The sequence below is a fragment of the Cribrihabitans neustonicus genome, assembly GCF_048820895.1.
In the GTDB taxonomy this organism is placed as follows: Bacteria; Pseudomonadota; Alphaproteobacteria; order Rhodobacterales; family Rhodobacteraceae; genus Cribrihabitans_A; species Cribrihabitans_A neustonicus.
Genome location: NZ_JBMERQ010000002.1, coordinates 703025 through 723039 on the forward strand (window position 1 = coordinate 703025; position 20015 = coordinate 723039).

The 20015-nt window shown below is 69.3% G+C and carries 21 protein-coding genes; 12 read left to right on the forward strand and 9 right to left on the reverse strand.

What is annotated here, in order from left to right; translation table 11 throughout:
* The first annotated feature begins 265 nt into the window (after positions 1 to 265).
* From ACOHWE_RS08430 to ACOHWE_RS08440, 3 genes are read left to right on the forward strand one after another with little or no spacing between them, the layout of a single operon-like run.
* Positions 266 to 970 (forward strand): ABC transporter permease, encoded by a 705-nt coding sequence (locus ACOHWE_RS08430; protein WP_420665629.1) that lies wholly within the window; start codon positions 266 to 268, stop codon positions 968 to 970.
* The gene (locus ACOHWE_RS08435) at positions 970 to 1680 is read left to right on the forward strand and encodes an ATP-binding cassette domain-containing protein (RefSeq protein ID WP_420665631.1); all 711 of its coding nucleotides are present in this window, start codon (positions 970 to 972) and stop codon (positions 1678 to 1680) included. The genes ACOHWE_RS08430 and ACOHWE_RS08435 overlap by 1 nt, the downstream gene beginning before the upstream one ends.
* Positions 1677 to 2492 carry an ABC transporter substrate-binding protein gene (locus ACOHWE_RS08440; RefSeq protein WP_420665633.1) on the forward strand — a complete coding sequence of 272 codons (816 nt, stop codon included), beginning with the start codon at positions 1677 to 1679 and terminating at the stop codon, positions 2490 to 2492. Before ACOHWE_RS08435 ends, ACOHWE_RS08440 begins: the two co-directional genes overlap by 4 nt.
* A gap of 156 nt (positions 2493 to 2648) precedes the next feature.
* Here the strand turns inward: ACOHWE_RS08440 and phnF are convergent, their stop codons facing one another.
* The gene (gene phnF, locus ACOHWE_RS08445) at positions 2649 to 3362 is read right to left on the reverse strand and encodes a phosphonate metabolism transcriptional regulator PhnF (protein WP_420665635.1); all 714 of its coding nucleotides are present in this window, start codon (positions 3360 to 3362) and stop codon (positions 2649 to 2651) included.
* A gap of 105 nt (positions 3363 to 3467) precedes the next feature.
* Between phnF and phnG the strand changes: the two genes are divergently transcribed.
* The 7 genes from phnG (at position 3468) to phnN (ending at position 8704) form a co-directional block, all read left to right on the forward strand.
* The gene (phnG, locus tag ACOHWE_RS08450; protein ID WP_420665636.1) at positions 3468 to 3923 is read left to right on the forward strand and encodes a phosphonate C-P lyase system protein PhnG; all 456 of its coding nucleotides are present in this window, start codon (positions 3468 to 3470) and stop codon (positions 3921 to 3923) included.
* Positions 3920 to 4507, forward strand: coding sequence for a phosphonate C-P lyase system protein PhnH (gene phnH / locus ACOHWE_RS08455; RefSeq protein ID WP_420665638.1), 588 nt, complete (start codon positions 3920 to 3922; stop codon positions 4505 to 4507). Before phnG ends, phnH begins: the two co-directional genes overlap by 4 nt.
* 4 nt (positions 4508 to 4511) lie before the next feature.
* Positions 4512 to 5648 (forward strand): carbon-phosphorus lyase complex subunit, encoded by a 1137-nt coding sequence (locus ACOHWE_RS08460; RefSeq protein ID WP_420665639.1) that lies wholly within the window; start codon positions 4512 to 4514, stop codon positions 5646 to 5648.
* A 93-nt stretch (positions 5649 to 5741) separates the two neighbouring features.
* Entirely contained in the window at positions 5742 to 6599 is an 858-nt protein-coding gene (locus tag ACOHWE_RS08465; RefSeq protein WP_420665640.1) for an alpha-D-ribose 1-methylphosphonate 5-phosphate C-P-lyase PhnJ, read from the forward strand.
* Positions 6600 to 6672: 73 nt separating this feature from the next.
* Positions 6673 to 7443 (forward strand): phosphonate C-P lyase system protein PhnK, encoded by a 771-nt coding sequence (gene phnK, locus ACOHWE_RS08470; protein ID WP_420665641.1) that lies wholly within the window; start codon positions 6673 to 6675, stop codon positions 7441 to 7443.
* An 11-nt stretch (positions 7444 to 7454) separates the two neighbouring features.
* Positions 7455 to 8138, forward strand: a complete 684-nt coding sequence (gene phnL / locus ACOHWE_RS08475; protein ID WP_420665643.1) for a phosphonate C-P lyase system protein PhnL — start codon at positions 7455 to 7457, stop codon at positions 8136 to 8138.
* Positions 8135 to 8704 (forward strand): phosphonate metabolism protein/1,5-bisphosphokinase (PRPP-forming) PhnN, encoded by a 570-nt coding sequence (phnN, locus tag ACOHWE_RS08480; RefSeq protein WP_420665644.1) that lies wholly within the window; start codon positions 8135 to 8137, stop codon positions 8702 to 8704. The genes phnL and phnN overlap by 4 nt, the downstream gene beginning before the upstream one ends.
* Here phnN and ACOHWE_RS08485 read toward each other — a convergent pair.
* On the reverse strand, positions 8686 to 9369 hold the full coding sequence (locus ACOHWE_RS08485) for a DUF1045 domain-containing protein (RefSeq protein ID WP_420665645.1): 684 nt from the start codon (positions 9367 to 9369) through the stop codon (positions 8686 to 8688). The genes phnN and ACOHWE_RS08485 overlap by 19 nt on opposite strands.
* 50 nt (positions 9370 to 9419) lie before the next feature.
* Here ACOHWE_RS08485 and ACOHWE_RS08490 point away from each other — a divergent pair, with 50 nt between their 5' ends.
* The gene (locus ACOHWE_RS08490; RefSeq protein ID WP_420665647.1) at positions 9420 to 10562 is read left to right on the forward strand and encodes an alpha-D-ribose 1-methylphosphonate 5-triphosphate diphosphatase; all 1143 of its coding nucleotides are present in this window, start codon (positions 9420 to 9422) and stop codon (positions 10560 to 10562) included.
* A 19-nt stretch (positions 10563 to 10581) separates the two neighbouring features.
* Here ACOHWE_RS08490 and ACOHWE_RS08495 read toward each other — a convergent pair whose 3' ends face one another.
* The 7 genes from ACOHWE_RS08495 to ACOHWE_RS08525 are packed head-to-tail and all read right to left on the reverse strand — an operon-like array spanning position 10582 to position 17101.
* Complete coding sequence (locus tag ACOHWE_RS08495; RefSeq protein WP_420665648.1) at positions 10582 to 11061, reverse strand: class I SAM-dependent methyltransferase; 480 nt, start codon at positions 11059 to 11061, stop codon at positions 10582 to 10584.
* Positions 11058 to 11819: a polysaccharide deacetylase family protein gene (locus tag ACOHWE_RS08500; protein WP_420665650.1), complete on the reverse strand. Its 762-nt coding sequence runs from the start codon at positions 11817 to 11819 to the stop codon at positions 11058 to 11060. Before ACOHWE_RS08500 ends, ACOHWE_RS08495 begins: the two co-directional genes overlap by 4 nt.
* Entirely contained in the window at positions 11816 to 12952 is a 1137-nt protein-coding gene (locus tag ACOHWE_RS08505; protein ID WP_420665652.1) for a glycosyltransferase family protein, read from the reverse strand. The genes ACOHWE_RS08500 and ACOHWE_RS08505 overlap by 4 nt, the downstream gene beginning before the upstream one ends.
* Positions 12949 to 13539, reverse strand: coding sequence for a histidine phosphatase family protein (locus ACOHWE_RS08510; protein ID WP_420665654.1), 591 nt, complete (start codon positions 13537 to 13539; stop codon positions 12949 to 12951). Before ACOHWE_RS08510 ends, ACOHWE_RS08505 begins: the two co-directional genes overlap by 4 nt.
* Positions 13536 to 14624, reverse strand: coding sequence for a glycosyltransferase family 4 protein (locus ACOHWE_RS08515; RefSeq protein WP_420665655.1), 1089 nt, complete (start codon positions 14622 to 14624; stop codon positions 13536 to 13538). The genes ACOHWE_RS08510 and ACOHWE_RS08515 overlap by 4 nt, the downstream gene beginning before the upstream one ends.
* A 6-nt stretch (positions 14625 to 14630) precedes the next feature.
* The gene (locus tag ACOHWE_RS08520; RefSeq protein WP_420665656.1) at positions 14631 to 15875 is read right to left on the reverse strand and encodes a glycosyltransferase; all 1245 of its coding nucleotides are present in this window, start codon (positions 15873 to 15875) and stop codon (positions 14631 to 14633) included.
* A complete protein-coding gene (locus ACOHWE_RS08525) occupies positions 15872 to 17101 on the reverse strand; it encodes a glycosyltransferase family protein (protein ID WP_420665657.1) in 1230 nt (409 codons plus the stop codon). The genes ACOHWE_RS08520 and ACOHWE_RS08525 overlap by 4 nt, the downstream gene beginning before the upstream one ends.
* Positions 17102 to 17512: 411 nt before the next feature.
* On the opposite strand from ACOHWE_RS08525, the gene ACOHWE_RS08530 reads away from it, so the two are divergent.
* Positions 17513 to 19879, forward strand: a complete 2367-nt coding sequence (locus tag ACOHWE_RS08530) for a mechanosensitive ion channel family protein (protein ID WP_420665659.1) — start codon at positions 17513 to 17515, stop codon at positions 19877 to 19879.
* Positions 19880 to 20015 lie beyond the last annotated feature (136 nt).

The window sequence follows — 20015 nt, forward strand, 5'->3', positions numbered from 1 at the left end:
CGCACGCAAGCGCACGGCGGCGCTAACGGCGGCATCTGCGGTGATTTGGCGCCGCTGCGGAGGTGTACGGGACTGTCCAGTGGCGCCCGGTCCCGCGGTGGCGGCTGGAACGCCTCCGGCAGGCGTTCTGGTGGCGTTCAGGAGCGGGGATTTCCGGCACCGGTGCCGTTTTTGATCCCCCCTGCGTCTGCTCCCGCGATTTTGCCTGGCGCAAGGGCGTGTTAGACCCGGCATCGAAGGAAGCCGCGGGAGAGACAAGCGCGCGATGGAAGATCTATGGGCAGGGCTCACCCGGGCCGCCTGGCTGCTGGTCAGCCTGGATGCGGATCTGGTGGAGATCACCCTGCGTTCGCTCCGGGTGACGCTGAGCGCGCTGGCGATTGCCTGCGTCATAGCGCTGCCGCTCGCCGCGCTGCTGGCGGTGCGCCGGTTCCGGCTGCGCCGCGCCACCATCGCGGTGCTGAACGCGCTGATGGGTCTGCCGCCGGTGGTGGTGGGGCTGGTGGTCTATGTGCTCCTGTCGCGCTCCGGCCCTTTGGGCGTATTGGGCCTGCTGTTCACCCCGGCAGCGATGATCGCTGCGCAGGTGGTGATCATCGTGCCGCTCATCGCCTCCATTGCGCATCAGTCCCTGCGTGAATTGTGGAGCGATTACCATGACCTGCTGATCTCGATGAACGCGACCCAGTTCCAGCGCATCCAGGCGCTGCTGTGGGACGGGCGCCGGGCGCTCCTGACCGCGGCGCTGGCGGGGTTCGGCCGCGCCATCGGCGAAGTCGGCGCGATCATGGTGGTGGGCGGCAACATTGACCACGCGACCCGGGTGCTCACAACGGCGATCGCGCTGGAGACCGGCAAGGGCGAATTCGCTATGGCGCTTGGGCTCGGCTTCGTGCTGATCGCGCTGGCCATTGCCGTGAACCTCGCCATCCACTGGCTGGGCCGCACCGAGAGCGAGGGGCGCTGGTGATGCAGATGTTCCCTCTGGTGGCCAATGGCGCTCTGGTGCGCCGCCGCGGCAAGGTGCTTGTCGGGCCGGTTGACCTGGAGCTGAGCGGGCAGGGTACCTCCATCGTGATCGGCCCGAACGGCGCGGGCAAGACCACGCTTCTGAAGATGTTGCACGGCATCGTCCGGCTGGGCGGGGGCGCGCTCGACTGGGCCTGCCCGCTGGCGGAGGCGCAGAAGCACCAGGCCTTCGTGTTCCAGACCCCGGTGATGCTGCGCCGAACTGTGCTGGACAACATCACCTATCCGCTGCGGCTCACCGGCATGTCCCGCAGGCAGGCCCGGGCCCGCGCCGCCGACTGGGCGGGCCGGGTCGGTCTAAGCGATATCCTGGCGCGCCAGGCCACCAACCTCTCGGGCGGGGAGCGGCAGAAGCTGGCACTCGCCCGCGCGCTGGTTCGGGAACCGCAGGTCTTGTTCCTCGACGAGCCCTGCGCCGCGCTCGACGGCCGCGCCACCCGCGAGATCGAGGATATCCTCGCCCGCGCTGCTGCCTCGGGCACGCGTCTGATCATGTCGACCCATAACATGGGACAGGCACGGCGGCTGGCGGATGAGGTGATTTTCGTGCTGGCGGGCCGCATTCACGAGCGCGCCCCGGCGGATGTGTTTTTCGCGGGGCCCGCAACAGCCGAGGCCCGGGGTTTTCTGAACGGAGATATTGTCGAATGAAACGTTTTCTTGCGGGATTTGCCGCCGCGCTGGCGGTCGGGACGATGGCCGCATCGGTGGCGGTGGCGGAGGAGATCAAGCTGGCGGTGACCACCTCCTTCCACAATTCCGGCCTGGCCGGGGTGCTGCTGCCGGAAATCGCCCTCGACACCGGGCTGGATGTGCAGCTGCTGGTGGTCGGGACCGGCCAGGCGATCCGGCTGGGTGAGGCAGGCGATGTCGATGCCATCCTGGTGCATTCGCGGGCGGCGGAGGAGAAGTTCCTTGCGGCAGGCCACGGCACCCACCGGCGCGAGATCATGTACAACGATTTTGTCCTGATTGGCCCGGCACCGGACCCGGCCGGGATTGGCGGGGCCTCGGATGCGAAGGCGGCGCTGTCCGGCATCGCCACCGCGGAGGCTCCCTTTGTCAGCCGCGGTGACGACAGCGGCACCCACAACAAGGAGCTGAGCCTGTGGCGGGCGGCGGGGCTGGAGCCGGAGAGCTTCGGCGGCTGGTACCGCGCAGTCGGCGCAGGCATGGGGGCGGCGCTCAATACCGCGGCGGGGATGGGGGCCTACATCATGTCGGATCGGGCCAGCTGGCTGAACTTTGGCAACAAGGGCAGCCTCGCGCTGCTATTTGCGGGCGACCCGGTGCTGTTCAATCAATACGCGTACCTGCCGGTGAACCCGGAGAAACACGGCCATGTGAAGCACGATGCCGCGCTGAAGCTGGAGGCCTGGCTGGTCTCTGAAAAGGCGCAAGCGCTCATCGACGGCTACACGATCGGCGGCGAGCAGCTCTTCGTCTTCAACGCGGCGCGCTGAGCGTCGAAGCAGAAAAGGCGGGAGCGCGCCGTGCGCGCGCACGGCGGGGGCGTGTGCCTGCTGCCGGAATGCCGCCGCGCGTCAGCGCGGCGCCCGGCCCGACCGTGCAAGCGGTATCTCCGATACCGCTGAGCAGGCGGGAGCGCCTCTCAAGCGCTACGCCTCAGCTCCCACCGTCAGTGCCACCCGGTCACCGGCAAACCAGGTGCGGCCGAATTCCACCGGCCGGCCCTCGGGATCGGCATTCATACCCGTCGTGCGCAGGATCGGGCTGCCCTCGGAGATCTGCAGATGCAGCGCCTGCGCCGCGGTTGCAAGCTTGGCGGTGATCCGCGTTTCCACCCGCGTGTAGTCCTCCACCCCGCAGGCTTTCAGCGCCGCGGTTACCGAGGATTGCTCCGCCAGCGCCTCCAGCATGCCGCCGAGGCGATCGGCGGGAAAGATGCTCTGGAACAGCGCGAGGGGGCGGCCGTCGGCGAGCGACAGCCCATCATAGACGACGACCTCGGCGCCGGGCTCTAACCCCAGCGCTTCGGCTTCCCGCGTCCCGGCGGTGCGGCGCTCCAGCGCCAGCACCTGCTTGGCCGGAGCGCGCCCGGCCCGCGCGAGGTTCTGGTGGAAGCGCACCCGCTTGCCGATCGGGTAGTCGGCGGGGGCCGCGGTTACGAACACCCCGGCGCCGCGGCGCGCATGCACCAGGCCCTGCTCGGCCATGCCGGCCAGCGCCCGGCGCACGGTGTGGCGGTTGACCCCGAAGCGGGCGGCAAGCTGGCTTTCCGGCGGAAGCTTTCCGCCACTGGCGTAGCGCCCCTGGGCGATGTCGCCCGTCAGCGCAATGGCGATGGATTTCCAAACCGGTGTGCGGGCCATGTCATCAAACTTTCATTCTGGAGGGCTTGCCCCGGTGCGGGCAGGCCGGCTAACATTTGTCTAGTTGTATAGTAAATATAGACAACCCGGCAAGGGGCTTTGATCATGAACGACGAAAACGCCACCGCAGCGCGCAAGGGCTGGATGAGCCTGCTGGCCACTGCCAGCGAGGCGCGTCTGCTGGCGCTTTGGCGGGCCTATGGCGCCGCGCCCGCCTGCGGCTGGCTGCGCCGGCCCGAGACCGGCAGCATCATGCTGCGCGGCCGCATGGGCGGCAGCGGCGCACCTTTCAACGCGGGCGAAATGACGGTGACCCGCTGCGCCCTGCGGCTGCAGGACGGCACGGTTGGCCACGGCTACGTCCAGGGCCGTTCCCATGCGAAAGCCGAAACCGCCGCCAAGATCGACGCACTGATGCAGACCGGCGCGGCGCCAGCCTTGCGCGCCGCCGTGCTGGAGCCGCTCGCGGCAGAGCAACGGAAGGCCAAGGCCACCCGCGCTGCCAAGGCGGCCGCCACCAAGGTGGAGTTCTTCACGATGGCAAGAGGAGAGGACGCATGAGCGCCCCCGTATCGGCCGAGGCTTGCGCCGCGGGTTTCGCCCATCCGCCGGAAGAAGCTGCCTGTGCCTTCCGGGCGGCAATGACCGCCATGGCGCGGCCAGGCAACGTGCAGGAGATCGGCGCCGCACTGAGGGCGCCCGCCGGCATTTCGCAGGCCGCCGCCGCGCTGCTGCTGACTCTGACAGGACCGGAGACAGGCGTGTGTCTTGCCCCCGGTGTGGAAAGTGCCGGGCTGCGCGCCTGGCTGGCGTTCCACACTGGTGCCCCGGTTGTGGCCGCGCCAGAGGCCGGGTTTGCGCTCGGCACCTGGGACGCGCTGCTGCCGCTCACGCAGTACCGCGCGGGCACGCCGGAATATCCCGACCGTTCTGCCACGCTGATCGTCGAGACCGCGGGTTTTGCCCCCGCCAACGCGCGCCTGCGCGGTCCCGGTATCAAGGACAGCATCCGCATGGCGCTGCCCGGCATCGCCGCGCTGCAGGAGAACGCGCGCGGCTACCCGCTGGGGCTCGATTTCTTCTTTACCTGCGGCGCGGAAGTTGCGGCGCTGCCGCGCTCGGCGCAGATCACGGCGGAGGACTGAGCCGATGTATGTCGCAGTGAAAGGCGGCGAGCGGGCGATAGAAAACGCCCACGCCTGGCTCGCCGAGGAGCGCCGCGGCGACACCGGCGTGGCCGAGCTGAGCCTCGCCCAGATCCGCGGGCAGCTGAGCCTCGCGGTGAACAGGGTGATGGCCGAGGGCTCGCTCTACGATCCCGATTTGGCGGCGCTGGCGATCAAGCAGGCGCGCGGCGACCTGATCGAGGCGATCTTCCTGATCCGCGCGTACCGCACCACTCTGCCGCGGCTAGGGAACTCGGAGCCGATCGAGACCGCGGAGATGGTCTGCGACCGGCGCATTTCGGCGATCTTCAAGGACGCGCCGGGCGGTCAGGTGCTGGGGCCGACCTTCGATTACACCCACCGGCTGCTGGATTTCAAACTGGCGGCCGGGGGCCATGTGCCGGAGGCGCCGGTGGCGGACATCCCGGAACCTCCGGCGGGTGCCGCTCCGGGCACCGCCCCGCATGTCACCAGTTTCCTGCAGGATGAGGACGTGATCGAGTGCGAGCCCGCCTCGGACACCGAACCGGGCGATCTCACCCGCGCGCCGATGGAGTATCCGACGGACCGGGCCCTGCGGCTGCAGGCGCTAGCACGCGGCGACGAGGGCTTCCTGCTGGGCATCGCCTATTCGACTCAGCGCGGCTATGCGCGCAGCCACGCTTTTGTGGGCGAGCTGCGCATCGGCACAGTACCGGTGGAGATGGAGATCCCCGAACTCGGCTTCGCCATCGAGGTTGGCGAGGTTGAGCTCACCGAATGCGAGACAGTGAACCAGTTCAAGGGCTCCAAATCGCAGCCGCCGCAGTTCACCCGGGGCTACGGTCTGGTCTTCGGCCAATCGGAGCGCAAGGCTATCGCCATGGCGCTCACTGACCGGGCGCTGCGCTGGAAGGAGCTGGGCGAGGATAACCTGGGCGCGCCCGCGCAGGGTGAGGAATTCGTGCTGAGCCATGCCGACAACATCCAGGCGACCGGCTTTCTCGAGCACATCAAACTGCCGCATTACGTCGATTTCCAGGCCGAGCTGGAGCTGCTGCGCAAGCTGCGCCGCGCGGCCGGGGCCAAAACAAGCGCCGGGGAGGCTGACGCCATGCAGGCGGGGGAGGCAGCGGAATGATTCGCCAGCGTCCCGCCGCACCGGCCTTCGGCGCCCGGCGCGCAGCCGGGCAATCCACTGCAGCAGGCCTCCTGTCCGAAAAAGGGACAACCCATGTCTGACTACAACTTCGCCTACCTCGACGAGCAGACCAAGCGGATGATCCGCCGCGCGATCCTGAAGGGGCTCGCGGTGCCGGGCTATCAGGTGCCATTCGCCAGCCGTGAAATGCCGATGCCCTATGGCTGGGGCACCGGCGGGGTGCAGGTCACCGCCGCCACGCTCACGCCCGAAGACACGCTGAAGGTGATCGACCAGGGCGCAGACGACACGACGAACGCGGTTTCGATCCGCAGGTTCTTCGAGAAAACCGCGGCAATCGCCACGACGGAGGAGACCGCCAGGGCCAGCGTCATCCAGACCCGCCACCGCATCCCCGAGACGCCGCTTCGGGAGGATCAGATTCTGGTATACCAGGTTCCGATCCCGGAGCCCCTGAGGTTCCTGGAACCACGCGAAACCGAGACCCGCAAAATGCACGCTTTGCAGGAATACGGGCTCATGCACGTGAAGCTTTACGAGGACATCAGCCGCCACGGCGCCATCGCCACATCTTACGCATATCCGGTGATGACGGCGGACCGCTACGTGATGGACCCATCGCCGATCCCCAAGTTCGACAACCCCAAGCTGGAAAGTGCCGCGATCCAGCTGTTCGGCGCGGGCCGCGAGCAGCGCATCTACGCGTTGCCGCCCTACACAAAAGTGGTGAGCCTCGATTTCGAGGACTTCCCTTTTGACCCCTCCCGGGCCGGGCACGCTTGCGCGCTTTGCGCGGCGGAGGACAGCTACCTGGACGAGGTGATCCTGGATGACGCGGGCGGGCGGATGTTCGTCTGCTCCGACACCGACTATTGCCGCGGCCGCCGCGCGGAGGGGCACCGCGGCCATCTGGCCGGGGAGGGCGGCTGATGCTGGGCGGGACAAAGAATTTGCAGAAGTTATGCCCGGATCTTCTTAAAAATCCGGGCGCGGGAGGCACGCGATGAGACCTTTGCTGGACGTCAGGAATCTGACGCGGATGTATGGCCCTCGCGTAGGCTGCGCAGATGTGAGTTTTACGCTCTACCCCGGTGAGGTGATGGGGATCGTCGGTGAAAGCGGTTCGGGCAAGTCGACGCTGTTGAACTGCCTCGCGGGTCATCTTGCGCCGGACGGTGGCGAGGTGATCTATGACACCCGCACTGACGGGCCGGTCGACACAGTCACCATGGCCGAGCCTGCACGGCGGATGCTGGGGCGCACCGACTGGGCCTTCGTGCATCAGCACGCCCGCGACGGCTTGCGCATGCAGGTAAGCGCAGGCGGCAACATCGGCGAGCGCCTGATGGCCGCGGGCGCGCGCCACTATGGCGAAATCCGCACCCGGGCCGCGGACTGGCTGGAACGGGTGGAGATCGCGGAGGCCCGCATTGGCGACCGGCCGTCGGAGTATTCCGGCGGCATGCAGCAGCGGCTGCAGATCGCCCGCAACCTGGTGAGCGGCCCTCGGCTGGTGTTCATGGACGAGCCGACCGGCGGGCTGGATGTCTCGGTGCAGGCGCGGCTTCTGGATCTCCTGCGCGGGCTGGTGCGCGGCATGGGGCTTTCGGCCATCATCGTGACCCATGACCTCGCCGTGGTGCGCCTGCTGGCGAGCCGGCTGATGGTGATGAAGGACGGCCGGGTAGTGGAAACCGGTCTCACCGACCAGGTGCTGGACGACCCCCAGCACGCCTATACCCAGCTGCTGGTTTCCAGCGTGCTGCAGGCCTGAGGAGCAGCCCGATGATCGAACTGGAAAACGTCTCCAAAAGCTTCACCTTGCACAACCAGGGCGGCGCGGTGATCCGGGTGCTGGAGGACGCGTCGCTGAGTGTGGCGCCCGGTGAATGCGTGGGCCTCACCGGTGCTTCCGGAGCAGGGAAATCGACGCTGATGCGGCTGATCTACGGCAACTACCTTGCGGCCTCGGGCCGGGTTTCGGTGGGCGGGGTCGATGTGGCCCGCGCCGAGCCGCGCGAGATCCTGGAACTGCGCCGCACCACGCTGGGCTATGTCAGCCAGTTCCTGCGCGTGGTGCCGCGGGTGCCGGCGCTGGAGGTGGTGGCGGAGCCGCTGCTGGCCGCCGGAGCGCCTGCCGCGGAGGCCCGCGACAGGGCGGCGGCGCTTTTGGCCCGGCTCAACGTGCCCGAACGGCTTTGGGGGCTGAGCCCGACCACCTTCTCGGGCGGCGAGCAGCAGCGGGTGAACATCGCGCGCGGCTTTGCCTACGGCTATCCGGCGCTGCTGCTGGACGAACCGACCGCCAGCCTCGACGCCCGGAACCGCGAAGCGGTGCTAGAGCTGATCGGGGCCGCCCGCGAGTGCGGCGCTGCGGTCCTTGGCATCTTTCACGACGCCGGCGCCCGCGAGCGGGTCTGCACCCGCTTTGTGGATGTGCCGGGATTTTCGCCGGGGGCAGCGGCATGAGCCCTCCGCGGGATGCACCCCGGGAAGCCCCGGTGATTGCCGTCGTGGGCCCTTCCGGTGCGGGCAAGGACAGCCTGATGCTGGAGCTCTCCCAGGCGGTGCCGGGGCTGCGCCGGGTGCGCCGGGTGATCACCCGGGCGCCGGAGGCAGGCGGCGAGAATTACCGGGCGGTGAGCGTGGCGGAATTCTCAGCATTGGCGGAAGCAGACGCTTTTGCACTGCACTGGCAGGCGCATGGGCTGCACTATGGCATCCCGCGGGAGATCGGGGACCTGCGCATGGGCGCGGCGGGGGTGCTGGTGAACCTCTCGCGCGGGGTGCTGCCGGAGGCGCAGGCGCGGTTCGGCAATCTCATCGTGCTCTCGGTCAGCGCCGCGCCCGGGGTGCTGGCGGCGCGGCTCGCGGCCAGGGGCCGTGAGGCGGGGGCAGCGCTGGAAGGCCGCCTTGCACGGGCCGCCTGCCGCCTGCCACCGGGCCTCGCCTGCGTGCACGAGATCGACAACAGCGGCCGCCTTGCGGATGCGGTGGCCGCCGCCGTCGCGGCGCTTCAGCCGGAGAGGGGGTAGCGGTGGACCAGGTGGAACCGCCCGTCCGGCGCCTCGCCTGCCAGTGCCAGATCGCGGATTTCCAGCGGCGCGGGCAGGAGCGGCAGGAGCTGCGCCGTGAGCGCGGCCTCCACCGCGGGCAGCTCGGGCTTCGGCAGCTTGCCGGTCAGAGTGATGTGGAAGCGGAACTGGTCCAGCACGTAAGGGTAGCCCCAGCGGGTGAGGTTCGCCTCCTGCGCGGGCGTAAGCCCGGCGGCACGGCGGCGCGCTGCCTCGGCTTCGGACGCGGGAGCGCGGAAGCGGTCGAGCCCGGTGACCCACTCGGCGGCCAGCGCATTCAGCGCCGCTTCGCAGCCCACGGGGCGCAGGGCCAGGAAGCGGCCCATCCGCGCCAGCTGCAAGCCCTCGAGCGTCACCGGCGCCGTGCGTGCGGCGAGCGTGGCGCAAGCGTCTTTCAGCGCGGCAAGGGTTTCTCCTTCGGCGAGGCGCATCGGCGGCTTGACAGTGGCGTGCAGACCGTATCTGCGCGGCACCGCGCTGAGCGCCGGCACATTCAGCCCCGCGGCTTCAGGATGCGGCAGCACCTCCCCCGCCTCCAAATCCCAGCCGAGCCAGGCCGAAGCAAAGCGGCACCATTCCGCCGCCCGGGGCGGCGCGTAATAGATCGCATATCGCGTGAATGTCACAATGGCCTCCTGAGCGCGGCCTTCCATAGCTCGAAAGATGTGTAACCCAGATGACAGAAGAGTTGATCCTTGCCAATGCCACGCTGGTCCTGCCCGAGGGCCTGAGCCGCGGCTGCGTGAAGGTTGCCCATGGACGGATTGCCGCGCTGGACAGCGGGGCCGCGGTGCCTGCGGGCGCGGTGGACTGTGAGGGCGATTTCCTCTGCCCCGGGCTGGTGGAGCTGCATACCGATAATCTGGAGCGCCACATTCAGCCGCGCCCCGGGGTCGGCTGGCCGCATGGCGCGGCGCTGCTGGCGCATGATGCGGAGCTCGCGGGCACCGGCATCACCACGGTGTTCGACGCCATGCGTGTGGGGTCTATCCTCCGCAAGGAAAGCCGCTATGGCGCCTATGCCCGGAAGCTGGCCACCGAGCTGCTGGCGCTGCGCAGCACCGGCGCGCTGAAGATTTCCCACTTCCTGCATCTGCGGGCCGAGGTCTGCTCGGACACCCTGGTGGAGGAGCTGGACGCTTTCGGCCCCGAGGACCGGGTCGGGCTGGTCTCCCTGATGGATCACACGCCGGGGCAGCGGCAGTTCCGCGACCTCTCCAAGCTGGAAGCCTATGTGAAAGGGAAGCACGGCTTTGACGATGCGGGCTTTACCGCGCACGTCGCACATCTGAAGGCCCTGCGCGAGGCGAATGGCGACCGGCACGAAGCCGCGGCGGTGGCGGCGGCGGCGCGGTTCGGCGCGGTGCTGGCGAGCCACGACGACACCACCGCGGAGCAGGTCGCGGTTTCGGCAGGCTATGGCATCCGGCTGGCGGAGTTCCCCACCACGGTGGAAGCGGCGCGGGCGTGCCATGGGGCGGGCATAAAGGTAATGATGGGCGCGCCGAACCTGATCCGCGGCAGCTCGCATTCGGGCAATGTGGCAGCGGCAGAGCTGGCGGGGCTGGAGCTTTTGGACATCCTGTCCTCGGACTATGTGCCCGCCGGGCTCCTGATAGCGGCGGTGCAGCTGGGCGAGCAATGGGGCGACATGGCGCGCGGTCTGGCCACCGTGACCCGGGCGCCGGCCGAGGCGGCCGGCCTTGCGGACCGAGGGCGCATCGCGCCGGGGCTGCGGGCCGACCTGATCCGCTTCCGCTTGTGCGGCGGGGTGCCTGCCCTGCGCGGGGTCTGGAGCCGCGGCGCGCGGGTGGCGTAAGGCGCGCGCGGCGCCGGGCTCAGCCCGCGCGGTAGAACATGTAGCGGCCGGGCTGGATGCCCCCGGGGCCTGCGATTTCCTCGAACCCCGTGAGCGGCTGGCCCGAAACGATGATCCCGCCCGGTGCCATCACCTGCGCAATTGCGGGCGACAGCGCGGCGGCTTCGGCCACGTCCTTTTCCTTCACGCCGAAGCCGAAGTCGTAATGCGCCAGCGCAATCCGGTGGCCGGAGGCGGCAAGGCGTTCGAGCATCGGCCGCGCTTCGCCCTGCAAAAAGTCCTGCTCGGGCGGCACGCAGGAGGGGTGGCATTGCAGCACCCGGTCGATCACCCAGATCCGGCGCTCCGGCAGGATCTGGCGCAGGTGGTCGTAGCTGCGGCCGTTGCCAAGTCCTAGGTCGAGCGCGTCGCCCTGGATGGCGGCGCTTTCCCGTGCGGCCCAGTTAAGCCCGTCGCGCTGGGCGGTGAGCCGCCGCAGCATGGACTCGAGTCGGCTCATGCGCTCATCCTTTCGTCGTAGACCCAAGCCTCGCCCGGCCCGGCCAGAAGCCGGGCGGCCAGGGCTTCGGTGAACTCCCAGACCGCATCGTCCTGCGCCAGGTGGTGGGTGAGGATCCCGTAAGGCTCGCCGCTGTCGGCTTCGCCCAGGCGGCGGTCGCGCAGTTGGCGGGCGGCCTGGCGGATCAGCTCCGCAGGCGGCAGCAGGCTGCGTCCCGCGCGCCAGGCGATGGGGTCGAGATGCGTGTTCACCCGCAAGAGCCCCGGCGCGGGCTTGGCGGCGCTGCGCGGGGTGAAGGCGGAAACCGCGGTATAGCCCGCGCCCGCCAGCCAAGGCAGCATCCGCGCATCCATCCGGTTCCAGGGCGGCACGAACATTGGCCGCAGGCTGGGGCCGAACAGTTCGCGCAGGCAGCCAAGCCCGCGCTCGGCCTCTTCCAGCAGCATATCCAGCGGGCGGTGGGCGCCGAACTCGGCCTTTTTCTCGCCCGCAGGAGCGTGGTTCTGATGCGCCCAGCCGTGCACCACCGGGATCAGCTGCGGGTTTTCACGGGTAAAGCGGGCAAGGTCGGGCGTGGCGCCTTGCGGAATGACCGCCAGATGCACGGGCAGGTCCAGCTTTTCGGACAGCGCGGCGAGCCGGTCCAGCTCCGCCGATTGAGCCATCGCGTCATCGTCCCGCCACCACAGGGGCAGAGTCTTCCCCGCCGCTTGCCAGTGCGCCAGCTCCCTATCCAGCTCGCTCCAGTCTGGTGTCATGCACGCTCCCCCAGAAGTCCCGCAGCAATCTCCACCGTCCAAGCGGCGCCGTCAAACCGGAAACCGCCCGCGGTCCGCTCCGGGGCCCGCATGGCAGCCCTGAGCGCAGCGCATAGGTTCTGCGGGGTCAGGTCCGCGGATTTCAGCACTGCGATCCCGTCCAGCGGCGCGAGGCTTTCGGCGCGCAGGGTCTGCTCGGTCTCGCTGCCGGCATCAAACGGCACCAGCACCGCGGGGGTGCCCGCCTGCAAGAGGTCGAGCGCGGTGTTGTAGCCGCACATGCTGACCGAGGCGGCAGCGCCGCTTAGCATCTGGCGGAAATCGGGTCGCGCGGGCTCCAGGATCGCAGGGGAGGGGTGCTCGCTGAGCGCTGCGATCCGCGCCGCCGCATCGCTGCCGCCGACCAGCAGGCGCCAGCGGTGCTCGGGCATCATCCCGGCAGCTTCCAGCGCGCAGGCAAACAGCGCATCGCCCACGGCGCCGCCGCCGGCGCTGACCAGAATTTCGCCCGTGCCAGCGCCTTCGGGGTGCGGGCCTGCGGGGGCGGAGGCGGCATAGCCGGTGTAGCGCAGCTTCTCCGCCAGCATCGGGGAGACCGGCCAGCTTGTCTCAAGCTTGGTGGCAGCGGGGTCGGAATGCACCAGCACCGCGTCGTAATGGGCGGCGATCACCGCATCGGCGGCCTCGGCTTTCTGCGGCTTTGAGGGCGGCGCCAGGATGTCGCGCACCGAGGCCAGCACCACCGGGCGGCGCGGAAGTCGGCCCGCGGCCTCCAGGAGCGCCAGGAACTCGGATGCGAGGGAGCGGCGGCCGAAAGGGTAGAGCTCGGTGATCAGCACGTCGGGCTGCATGTCCCGGAGTGCGGCGAGAAGCGCTGTGCTGCGCCGGGCGAGATAGTCCCCGTCGGCCAGTTCACCGCTTTCACCGAGAAGCCGGGTGAACGCCACCCCGTCCGAACGCAGCGGCGGCAGCTGGACCAGATCGACGCCGGTGTGGTCAAGCTGCGGCGCCGGGAAACCGCCGGAGGCGACGCGCACCGTATGGCCTTCGGCGGCGAAGGCGCGGCCCAGGGTCAGCGCGCGGGACAGATGCCCGGTGCCAAGGAGGTGAGTGACCGCGATCAGAACTTTCATGCCGCATCTTCCTTGCGCAGCAGCCGCACCGGCACGGCCCACGGCGTGAGACTGCTGCCTTCGATCTCCACTACGAAGAGCCGGTTGCGCTTGATGCGGAACGGCGCGGGGCCGGCGAAGTCCCAGCCGTGAGCGCGGGCGAGTATCATCCGCATAATGCCGATATGACAGACCGCCACAGTATCCCGCGAGAGGCCCGCAAGCCAGGGTTCGATGCGGGTCCAGACCTCCGCTGGACTCTCGCCGCCGGGGGGCCGGTAGTGCCAGCCCCAGTCCTCGATATCGCGGAAGCCGCTGTTCGGGTCGGCCTTCAGGTCTGCGCCGTGCAGGCCCTCCCACCGGCCCCAGTTCATCTCGGTCAGCTCCGGCGCCGTGTGCGGCGGGCGGCCTGCAATCAGCTGCGCGGTTTCCGCCGCACGCAGGAGCGGGCTGGACCAGAGCGCGGCGGTATTCCAGGGGGCGGGGAGGGCGCAGCCCGAAAGCTCCGCCTTTGCGTCCTCGTCCAGCGGGATGTCGCTGCGGCCCTGGATACGGCCCGCGCGGTTCCAGGCGGTGTGGCCATGGCGCAGGAGGGCAAGTCGGATCATCGGGAGGTCTCCAGAACCGGGGTGACAGTCTGCCAAAAGCAGCGGGCCGCAGCCGGGGCGAGATGGCTTCTGGCGATGAATGCGCGGGCGGCGGTACCGCGCTCCCTGCGCTGTTCGCCGCTCGCGAGCAGGGCCGCGGCCATTGCCGCCAGCGCCGCCGGCCCGTCCTCGGGCGCGGGGTACGGGCCGGGCAGCAGCACGTCGCGCACGCCGGGCCGGTCCTGCGCCACCACCGGCAGCCCGTGCGCTTGCGCTTCGAGGTAGACCATGCCGAAAGCTTCGTTCACGCCGGGCCAGAGGAACAGGCTGGCGCGGGTGTAGGCGGCGGCAAGGTCTTCGCGCGAGAGCTGGCCGAGGAAGCGCACCCGCTTCCCGAATGGCGCCATCAGCACCTCAGCATCGGTGCGCGCGGGGCCATCGCCTGCGATCTCCAGCTGCCAGTCTCCCGGGATATGCGCCAGCGTTTCGGCAATCAGCCGGTAGGAGGCCAGCTTGTCCCCCGCCCGCATCATCCCCGCTGCCAGCATCGGGCCGTTGAGGAGCGAGGCTTCGGGCAGAGTGTCCAGCAGCAGGAAAGGCGGCAGATGCGCCACGGCTTGCGCGCCGCAACGGTCGCGTTCCAGCGCGAAGCGGTCCTGTTCGGTGAAGTAGAACACCGCGGCGGCGGCATCGGCGGCATCATGCGCGGCCTTCGCGAACTCCGCCCAGGGGCCGGTCAGCCGCTTCTTCGCGCGGGTCGACTCGATCTGAACATAAGGAATGCCGCGGGCGCGGGCGACGGCGGGGCCGATCAGGTCGGGGGCCTTGTAGTAGTTGTGGTAGGTGACCCAGAGGTCGGTTGCGGGCAGCTCCGCGGTAAGCCGCGCCACCTCTGCCGCGGCTTGATTGCGCAGCTCCTGCTGACGCGCGGCATCGCCCGCCTTGTCGTAAATCCTGAGGTTCGAGGCCAGCATCGCCTCCGTCCCGCTGCTGGCGAGCATGCCCATCAGCGCCCGCGCCATCTCGCGGTCGCCGGAGGGCACCGGGTGATGCGGCGGCTTCATCGGTGCGTAGAAGGCAACCCGCTTTCCCTCCCCGGCAGGCATGGCGTCTCAGCCTTGCCCGATCAGCGCGTTGAGCCGCCGCGAGAGCTGCGCGATGCCGGGGGCCATGCCAAAATCGCGGCGGAGCCGCTCCAGCGCAGCTTCGGCCATCGCGTCCAGATCGCGCGGGTGGCGGGCGGCGTAAAGCAGGCTTTCGGCCAGCGCCTCGGGTGCGTCATCGCTCAGCAGGCCCTGCTCGCCATGGCTGATGAATTCAGGAATTGCGGAAACCGGCGTGGAGAGCACCGGCAGCAGCTGCGAGGCCGCCTCCATCAGGACGTTCGGCAGCCCGTCGCGGTCGCCATCGGAGGCCACCCGGCTGGGCAGTACAAACAGATCGGCGGCGCGCATGGCTTCGATCACCTCGGGCTGGTCGCAAGCGCCGCGCCAGGTGATACGGTCCGCGATGCCTGCATCCTCGGCCATGCCTTCGAGCAAATCGCCCAGCCCGCCGCCGCCGATATGGGTCCAGTGCCAGTCCAGCCCTTGCGGCAGCAGCGCCAGCGCCGCCATCAGCCGGTCGAAGCCCTTCTTCTCCACCAAGCGGCCAACCGACAGGAAATGCATCGCATCCTGCGGCTGCCGGGGCGCACGCGCAGGCGGCGCCGGGAAACGGGAGAGATCGAGCCCGTGGTAGACCAGATCCACCCGGCTTGGATCGCCCGCCATATCCTGCAGATGCTTTGCGCCAAAACCGGTGCAGGTGGCTCCGAAGGCGGCACCCTGATGGGTGGCGGAGAGCTTCTCGCGGATCTCCCAATCTGGCGAGGTCCAGATGTCCTTGGCATGGGCCGAGAAGCTCCAAGGCAGCCCGCGCATGATCGCGGCGTAGCGCGCCACGGAAGATGGCGTGTGCAGGAAATGCGCATAGAGACCCAGCACCTCGGCAGGCATCTCGGCGGCCAGCACACACGCCTGGCCGAAGCGGCGGATGCGGTTCGGGGTCGGATCTCGGCGCAGGTCGGCGCGCCAGATGCGGTAGGCTTCGGGATATCCCGGCAGTTGCTGCGCCGCGGCCCTGGCGCGCCATACGCGCTCGGGCTCCTCAAAGAGATATTCCGGCAAATAATGCACCCGCGCCCGCAAACGGTCGTGCAGCGGGTGGCGCTTGATGTCGGTGGGATGGCGCAGCGACCAGATCTCGAAGGCGTGGCCCGCGGCTTCCAGCGCCACCAGTTCCTGCGCGATGAAGGTCTCCGACAGGCGCGGCCAGCCCTTGACCACCACCGCAAGCGGAGGGCGGGGCGCGCTCATGCCAGCGCCTCGCGCTTCTGTTGCGCTGCCAGCAGCGTCTCCACCCGCCCGGTCACGTAGGCGAGCCCGTCCAGCAGCCCTTGGGAACCGGCAGCCGAGGGCGGCGGCTGATGGGCGAGTGCGCGGATCGCGCGGCCCATCGCGTCCGGCGTCCAGCCGTCGCGGCTTTCGTCCAGCATCGCGCTCAGCCCCAGCTCCTCGGCCCGGCTGGCGCGGATCCACTGCTCCAGCCGCGGTGTGGTGCGCGGCACGATGACCGCGGGCTTGTCGAAGGAAAGCACCTCGCAAAACGTATTGTAGCCACCCATGCAGACCACGCCCTGGGCGCCGGCAAACAGCGTCTCGATCTCGGAGTCGAAGCCCACCGCTGTGACCCGCCCGCCGAGCCGCGCCACACGGGCCTCGAAATCCTCGCGGGTCTCGCCCGACAGGAACGGCCCGTAGACCAGCAGCGCGCGCGGGCTCAGGTCAGGATCCGCCTCGTAGGCCGACAGCGCCAGGTCCACCATCATGGCACCGTCGCCGCCGCCGCCGGGAGTGACGAGGATATAGGGCTGGGCGGGCGGCTCGCCCGCGGGGGCAAGGTCGCGGCGCAGGTAGCCGGTCCAGTGCATCCGCGCCTGCACCTCCTGCGGCAGCCGGAGCCCCGCGGCAGGGTCGTAGATTTCGCGCAGGCCGTAGACCCAGATCTCGTTGTAGAAATCGCGGGTCGCCGCCACCGCGCCTTTGCGCTCCCATTCGGCGGCCAGCACCTCCGGGTCGTCCAGCACGTCGCGCAGCCCCAGCACCGTCTTGCAGTGGCCGCGCGCTTTCAGCCCCTCCAGCGCCGGGATCAGCTCGCCGCGGAAGCCCGTCGGCTCCTTGTCAGCAATCAGCATATCCGGGCTGAACTGTTCCACGGTGGAGCGGATCAGCGCCGCGCGCAGTTCGGTGGTCTCTTCGATGCTCATGCCCATGGTGCGCGAGGCATAGGAGCCGTCGGCGCGCTTGATAACGCCCGGCAAGCGCACGTGGTCGACCCGGTTGGGGAAGGAGAAGCGCCCGGCGACGGGCGAACCGGTCAGGATCAGCGCCGAGGCATGCGGGTTGGCGGCGGTGATCGCGCCTGCCAGCGCCCGCGAGCGGCGCAGGTGGCCCAGCCCGAAGGTGTCGTGGCTGTACAGCAGGATGCGCGGCCCGCGCGCCCGCGGGGCGGCCGCAAGGGGGGTAGTGCCGGTGTCGGTCATCAAGAAACCTGATAGGGTGAGAGGGCTGTGCGGGGCAGCTTACGCACGACGGGACGGGCAAGGGCGCGGGCCTGCGAACGGGCGGGAGGCCTTGTGCCGGCGGTTGCGCCCGGGCGTTTGCTCCTGTGCTCGGCCATGGTCCGCCTCGAAGTCTGCGGGCCCGGGCCGGGCATCGGCGCGGGCGCTGTCGGTGGGTCGTGCTGCTGCCTGCCGCCCCGGTTGGGCCCCAGGCCGCGGGATAAGGCGGCCTGCGCCCGGAAAGCGGCGGTCAGCGTTGTATAGCTTCTGCACCGCGCGCTGGCAATCGCCGGCCCCTGCGCGGCAGCGCACATGAATTTGCGCCCGCGCTATTTGCGCAACGCCCGTGGCGTGGTCTAATTTGGCGCAGGTTTCCAAACGCATAGGCGCCCCATGCTGCATGTTCTCCTCCGGCTTCTGCTTTGCGCCGCGCTTGCCATGAGTGTCGGCGCTCGCGCCAGCGCACAAGAAAATGATCCCGCCGGAGCCGAGGCCCTGGCGCAGGCGATCGAACAGGCGGCGGCACGCGGCACCGGGGTGATCGTGCTGGACACCTCCGGCCGGGTGCTGGCGGCGCCGCCGGAGGCACCCATTGCGGCGCAGCAGCCGGACCCCGCCGCCGCCAGCGCGGAAGCCAGTGCAGGCGGGGGGGCGATGGAGCAGCCCTCGGTGCTGATGCGGGCGCAATCGCAAATCCGCACTTTCCGCAGCGAACTCGCCAGCCGGCTGGAGGCGCTGCCCTATTCTCTGTTCGAGATGCGCTACATCCTGCGCGAGACCAGCCCGGACGGGCGCATCATGACCTACGTCGAGGTGGTCGGCTGGAATGTGCTGTTCCTGCTCATCGGCCGCTGGCTGTCGGTGCAGGTCTACGGCAAACGCATCGCCAAGCGCCATGTGGTCGCGCGGATCAAGGAGGACCCGCAAGGCTACCGCGAGAAGATGCCCTTCCTTGTGTTCCGCTTCCTGATGGGAGTCGGAGCGACGCTGTTTGCGATGATCTTTGCGCTGGCGCTCTCCTACCTGCTGTTCGGCCCCTCCGGCGACAGCTCGGTGGAGCTGACGGTGGCGGCGGTCTATACTGCCTATTTCCTCGCCCGCACGGTGTCGGACCTGTGGCGCATGGTGCTGTCGCCCTATCTGACGCAATACCGCATCCCGGTGTTCTCCGACCGGGACGCGCGGCGGCTCTACCTCTGGGCCTCGGCGCTGGCGGCCTATGACATCTTTGCGGTGCTGTTTGCCACCTGGGTCGGCGATTTCGGGCTGAACTACAACGTCTATGCCCTGCTCTACGGGCTGCTCGCGCTGGTCGGCACACTGGGCAACCTCCTGATGGTGATGGTCAACGGCCGCGCGATCTCCAACGCGATCCGGGCCGGGCGGCCGCCTGCGGAGTGTGCCTGGCTGGTGCGGGTGCTGTCCGTTGCCTGGGCGCCGGTGGTGATGGCCTATATGGTGTTCGGCTGGTTCAAGCTCGCCTTCGACCTGGTGCTGGAAGCCGAGGTCCCGGTGCCGGTAATGGCGGGCAGCTACCTGGTGCTGACCTCGATTCTGGTGGTTTACGGCGTGATCGGCTACGCGATCGAGCGCTACTTCGCCCGCCGCCCTGCCGCCGCCGAGCCGCCGGAAGGGCACACTGGGGAGATCCTGGCGCCGGACGACGGGCTGGAGGAGGTGGAGGACAGCGCGCCGCCGCCCCGGCACCCGATTGCCACCTACGAAGACCTCGCCCGCCGCCTCGCCGGCATCCTCGCCTTTGTCGCCGGCGCCTATGCGCTTCTGGTGGTCTGGAACCCCGAGGCCGTCTGGATGGAAACCGCCGCCGCCGAACGCGCCATCGACGTGACCGTGATCCTGTTCATCGGCTACACGGTCTACCACCTGTTCCGGATCTGGATCGACAGCAAGATCGACGAGGAGGGCGGCGACATGCCCGCGGGCGAGCTCGGCGACGAGGGCGGCGCCGGCGGGGTCAGCCGTCTGGCGACGCTCCTGCCCCTGTTCCGCGGCGCGATCCTCGCCGTGGTGCTGGTGTCGATCGTGCTGATCATTCTCCTGGAGCTGGGCATCAACGTGAGCCCGCTGTTCGCCGGCGCCGGCGTTGTCGGCCTCGCGGTCGGCTTCGGCTCGCAGGCGCTGGTGCGCGACATCTTCTCCGGCGCGTTCTTCCTGATCGACGATGCCTTCCGCAAGGGCGAGTACATCGACATCGGCGACGTCAAGGGCACGGTGGAGAAGATCTCGGTCCGCTCCTTCCAGCTGCGCCACCATCTGGGCGCGCTGCACACCATTCCCTTCGGCGAGATCAAGGTGCTGACCAACTACTCCCGCGATTGGGTGATGATGAAGCTGCCGCTCAGGGTCACCTATGACACCGATGTGGAAAAGGTGCGCAAGCTGATCAAGAAACTGGGGGAGGAGCTGCTGGACGATCCGGTGATCGGCAGCAACTTCATTCAGCCCCTGAAGTCGCAGGGGGTGATCGAGATGCAGGAGTCGGCGATGATCATCCGGGTGAAGTTCATGACCAAGCCGGGCGACCAATGGCTGGTGCGCAAGCGGGTCTACCAGGAGATCCGCGAGCTGTTTGCCCGCGAGGGCATTAAGTTTGCCCACCGCGAGGTCACGGTGCGGCTGGCCGCCGACCAGGCAGAGGACGCGACGCCCGAACAGAAGCGCCTCGCCACCGGGGCGGTGCAGGCGGCGATCGACGAGGACGCGCTCGACCTCGACGGCAACGGCGACCGCGAGGCCTGAGCCGGACAGCTCCCGCCCCCGCGCCAGCGCGTTTGCACGCGCCGTGCGGCGTTGGGCCGGGCGCCGCGCTCACGCGCGGCGGCGCCCGTGGCGCACGGGCCGCGGACCAAAGGACCACGAGTTTCTTCTGGCCGAA

What these genes read in the sequence shown, in the direction of transcription:
- ACOHWE_RS08430 (WP_420665629.1), top strand. Translation starts at nt 266, where the DNA reads ATGGAAGATCTATGGGCAGGGCTCACCCGGGCCGCCTGGCTGCTGGTC.
- ACOHWE_RS08435 (WP_420665631.1), top strand. Translation starts at nt 970, where the DNA reads ATGCAGATGTTCCCTCTGGTGGCCAATGGCGCTCTGGTGCGCCGCCGC.
- ACOHWE_RS08440 (WP_420665633.1), top strand. Translation starts at nt 1,677, where the DNA reads ATGAAACGTTTTCTTGCGGGATTTGCCGCCGCGCTGGCGGTCGGGACG.
- phnF (WP_420665635.1), bottom strand. Translation starts at nt 3,362, where the DNA reads ATGGCCCGCACACCGGTTTGGAAATCCATCGCCATTGCGCTGACGGGC.
- phnG (WP_420665636.1), top strand. Translation starts at nt 3,468, where the DNA reads ATGAACGACGAAAACGCCACCGCAGCGCGCAAGGGCTGGATGAGCCTG.
- phnH (WP_420665638.1), top strand. Translation starts at nt 3,920, where the DNA reads ATGAGCGCCCCCGTATCGGCCGAGGCTTGCGCCGCGGGTTTCGCCCAT.
- ACOHWE_RS08460 (WP_420665639.1), top strand. Translation starts at nt 4,512, where the DNA reads ATGTATGTCGCAGTGAAAGGCGGCGAGCGGGCGATAGAAAACGCCCAC.
- ACOHWE_RS08465 (WP_420665640.1), top strand. Translation starts at nt 5,742, where the DNA reads ATGTCTGACTACAACTTCGCCTACCTCGACGAGCAGACCAAGCGGATG.
- phnK (WP_420665641.1), top strand. Translation starts at nt 6,673, where the DNA reads ATGAGACCTTTGCTGGACGTCAGGAATCTGACGCGGATGTATGGCCCT.
- phnL (WP_420665643.1), top strand. Translation starts at nt 7,455, where the DNA reads ATGATCGAACTGGAAAACGTCTCCAAAAGCTTCACCTTGCACAACCAG.
- phnN (WP_420665644.1), top strand. Translation starts at nt 8,135, where the DNA reads ATGAGCCCTCCGCGGGATGCACCCCGGGAAGCCCCGGTGATTGCCGTC.
- ACOHWE_RS08490 (WP_420665647.1), top strand. Translation starts at nt 9,420, where the DNA reads ATGACAGAAGAGTTGATCCTTGCCAATGCCACGCTGGTCCTGCCCGAG.
- ACOHWE_RS08495 (WP_420665648.1), bottom strand. Translation starts at nt 11,061, where the DNA reads ATGAGCCGACTCGAGTCCATGCTGCGGCGGCTCACCGCCCAGCGCGAC.
- ACOHWE_RS08500 (WP_420665650.1), bottom strand. Translation starts at nt 11,819, where the DNA reads ATGACACCAGACTGGAGCGAGCTGGATAGGGAGCTGGCGCACTGGCAA.
- ACOHWE_RS08505 (WP_420665652.1), bottom strand. Translation starts at nt 12,952, where the DNA reads ATGAAAGTTCTGATCGCGGTCACTCACCTCCTTGGCACCGGGCATCTG.
- ACOHWE_RS08510 (WP_420665654.1), bottom strand. Translation starts at nt 13,539, where the DNA reads ATGATCCGACTTGCCCTCCTGCGCCATGGCCACACCGCCTGGAACCGC.
- ACOHWE_RS08515 (WP_420665655.1), bottom strand. Translation starts at nt 14,624, where the DNA reads ATGCCTGCCGGGGAGGGAAAGCGGGTTGCCTTCTACGCACCGATGAAG.
- ACOHWE_RS08520 (WP_420665656.1), bottom strand. Translation starts at nt 15,875, where the DNA reads ATGAGCGCGCCCCGCCCTCCGCTTGCGGTGGTGGTCAAGGGCTGGCCG.
- ACOHWE_RS08525 (WP_420665657.1), bottom strand. Translation starts at nt 17,101, where the DNA reads ATGACCGACACCGGCACTACCCCCCTTGCGGCCGCCCCGCGGGCGCGC.
- ACOHWE_RS08530 (WP_420665659.1), top strand. Translation starts at nt 17,513, where the DNA reads ATGCTGCATGTTCTCCTCCGGCTTCTGCTTTGCGCCGCGCTTGCCATG.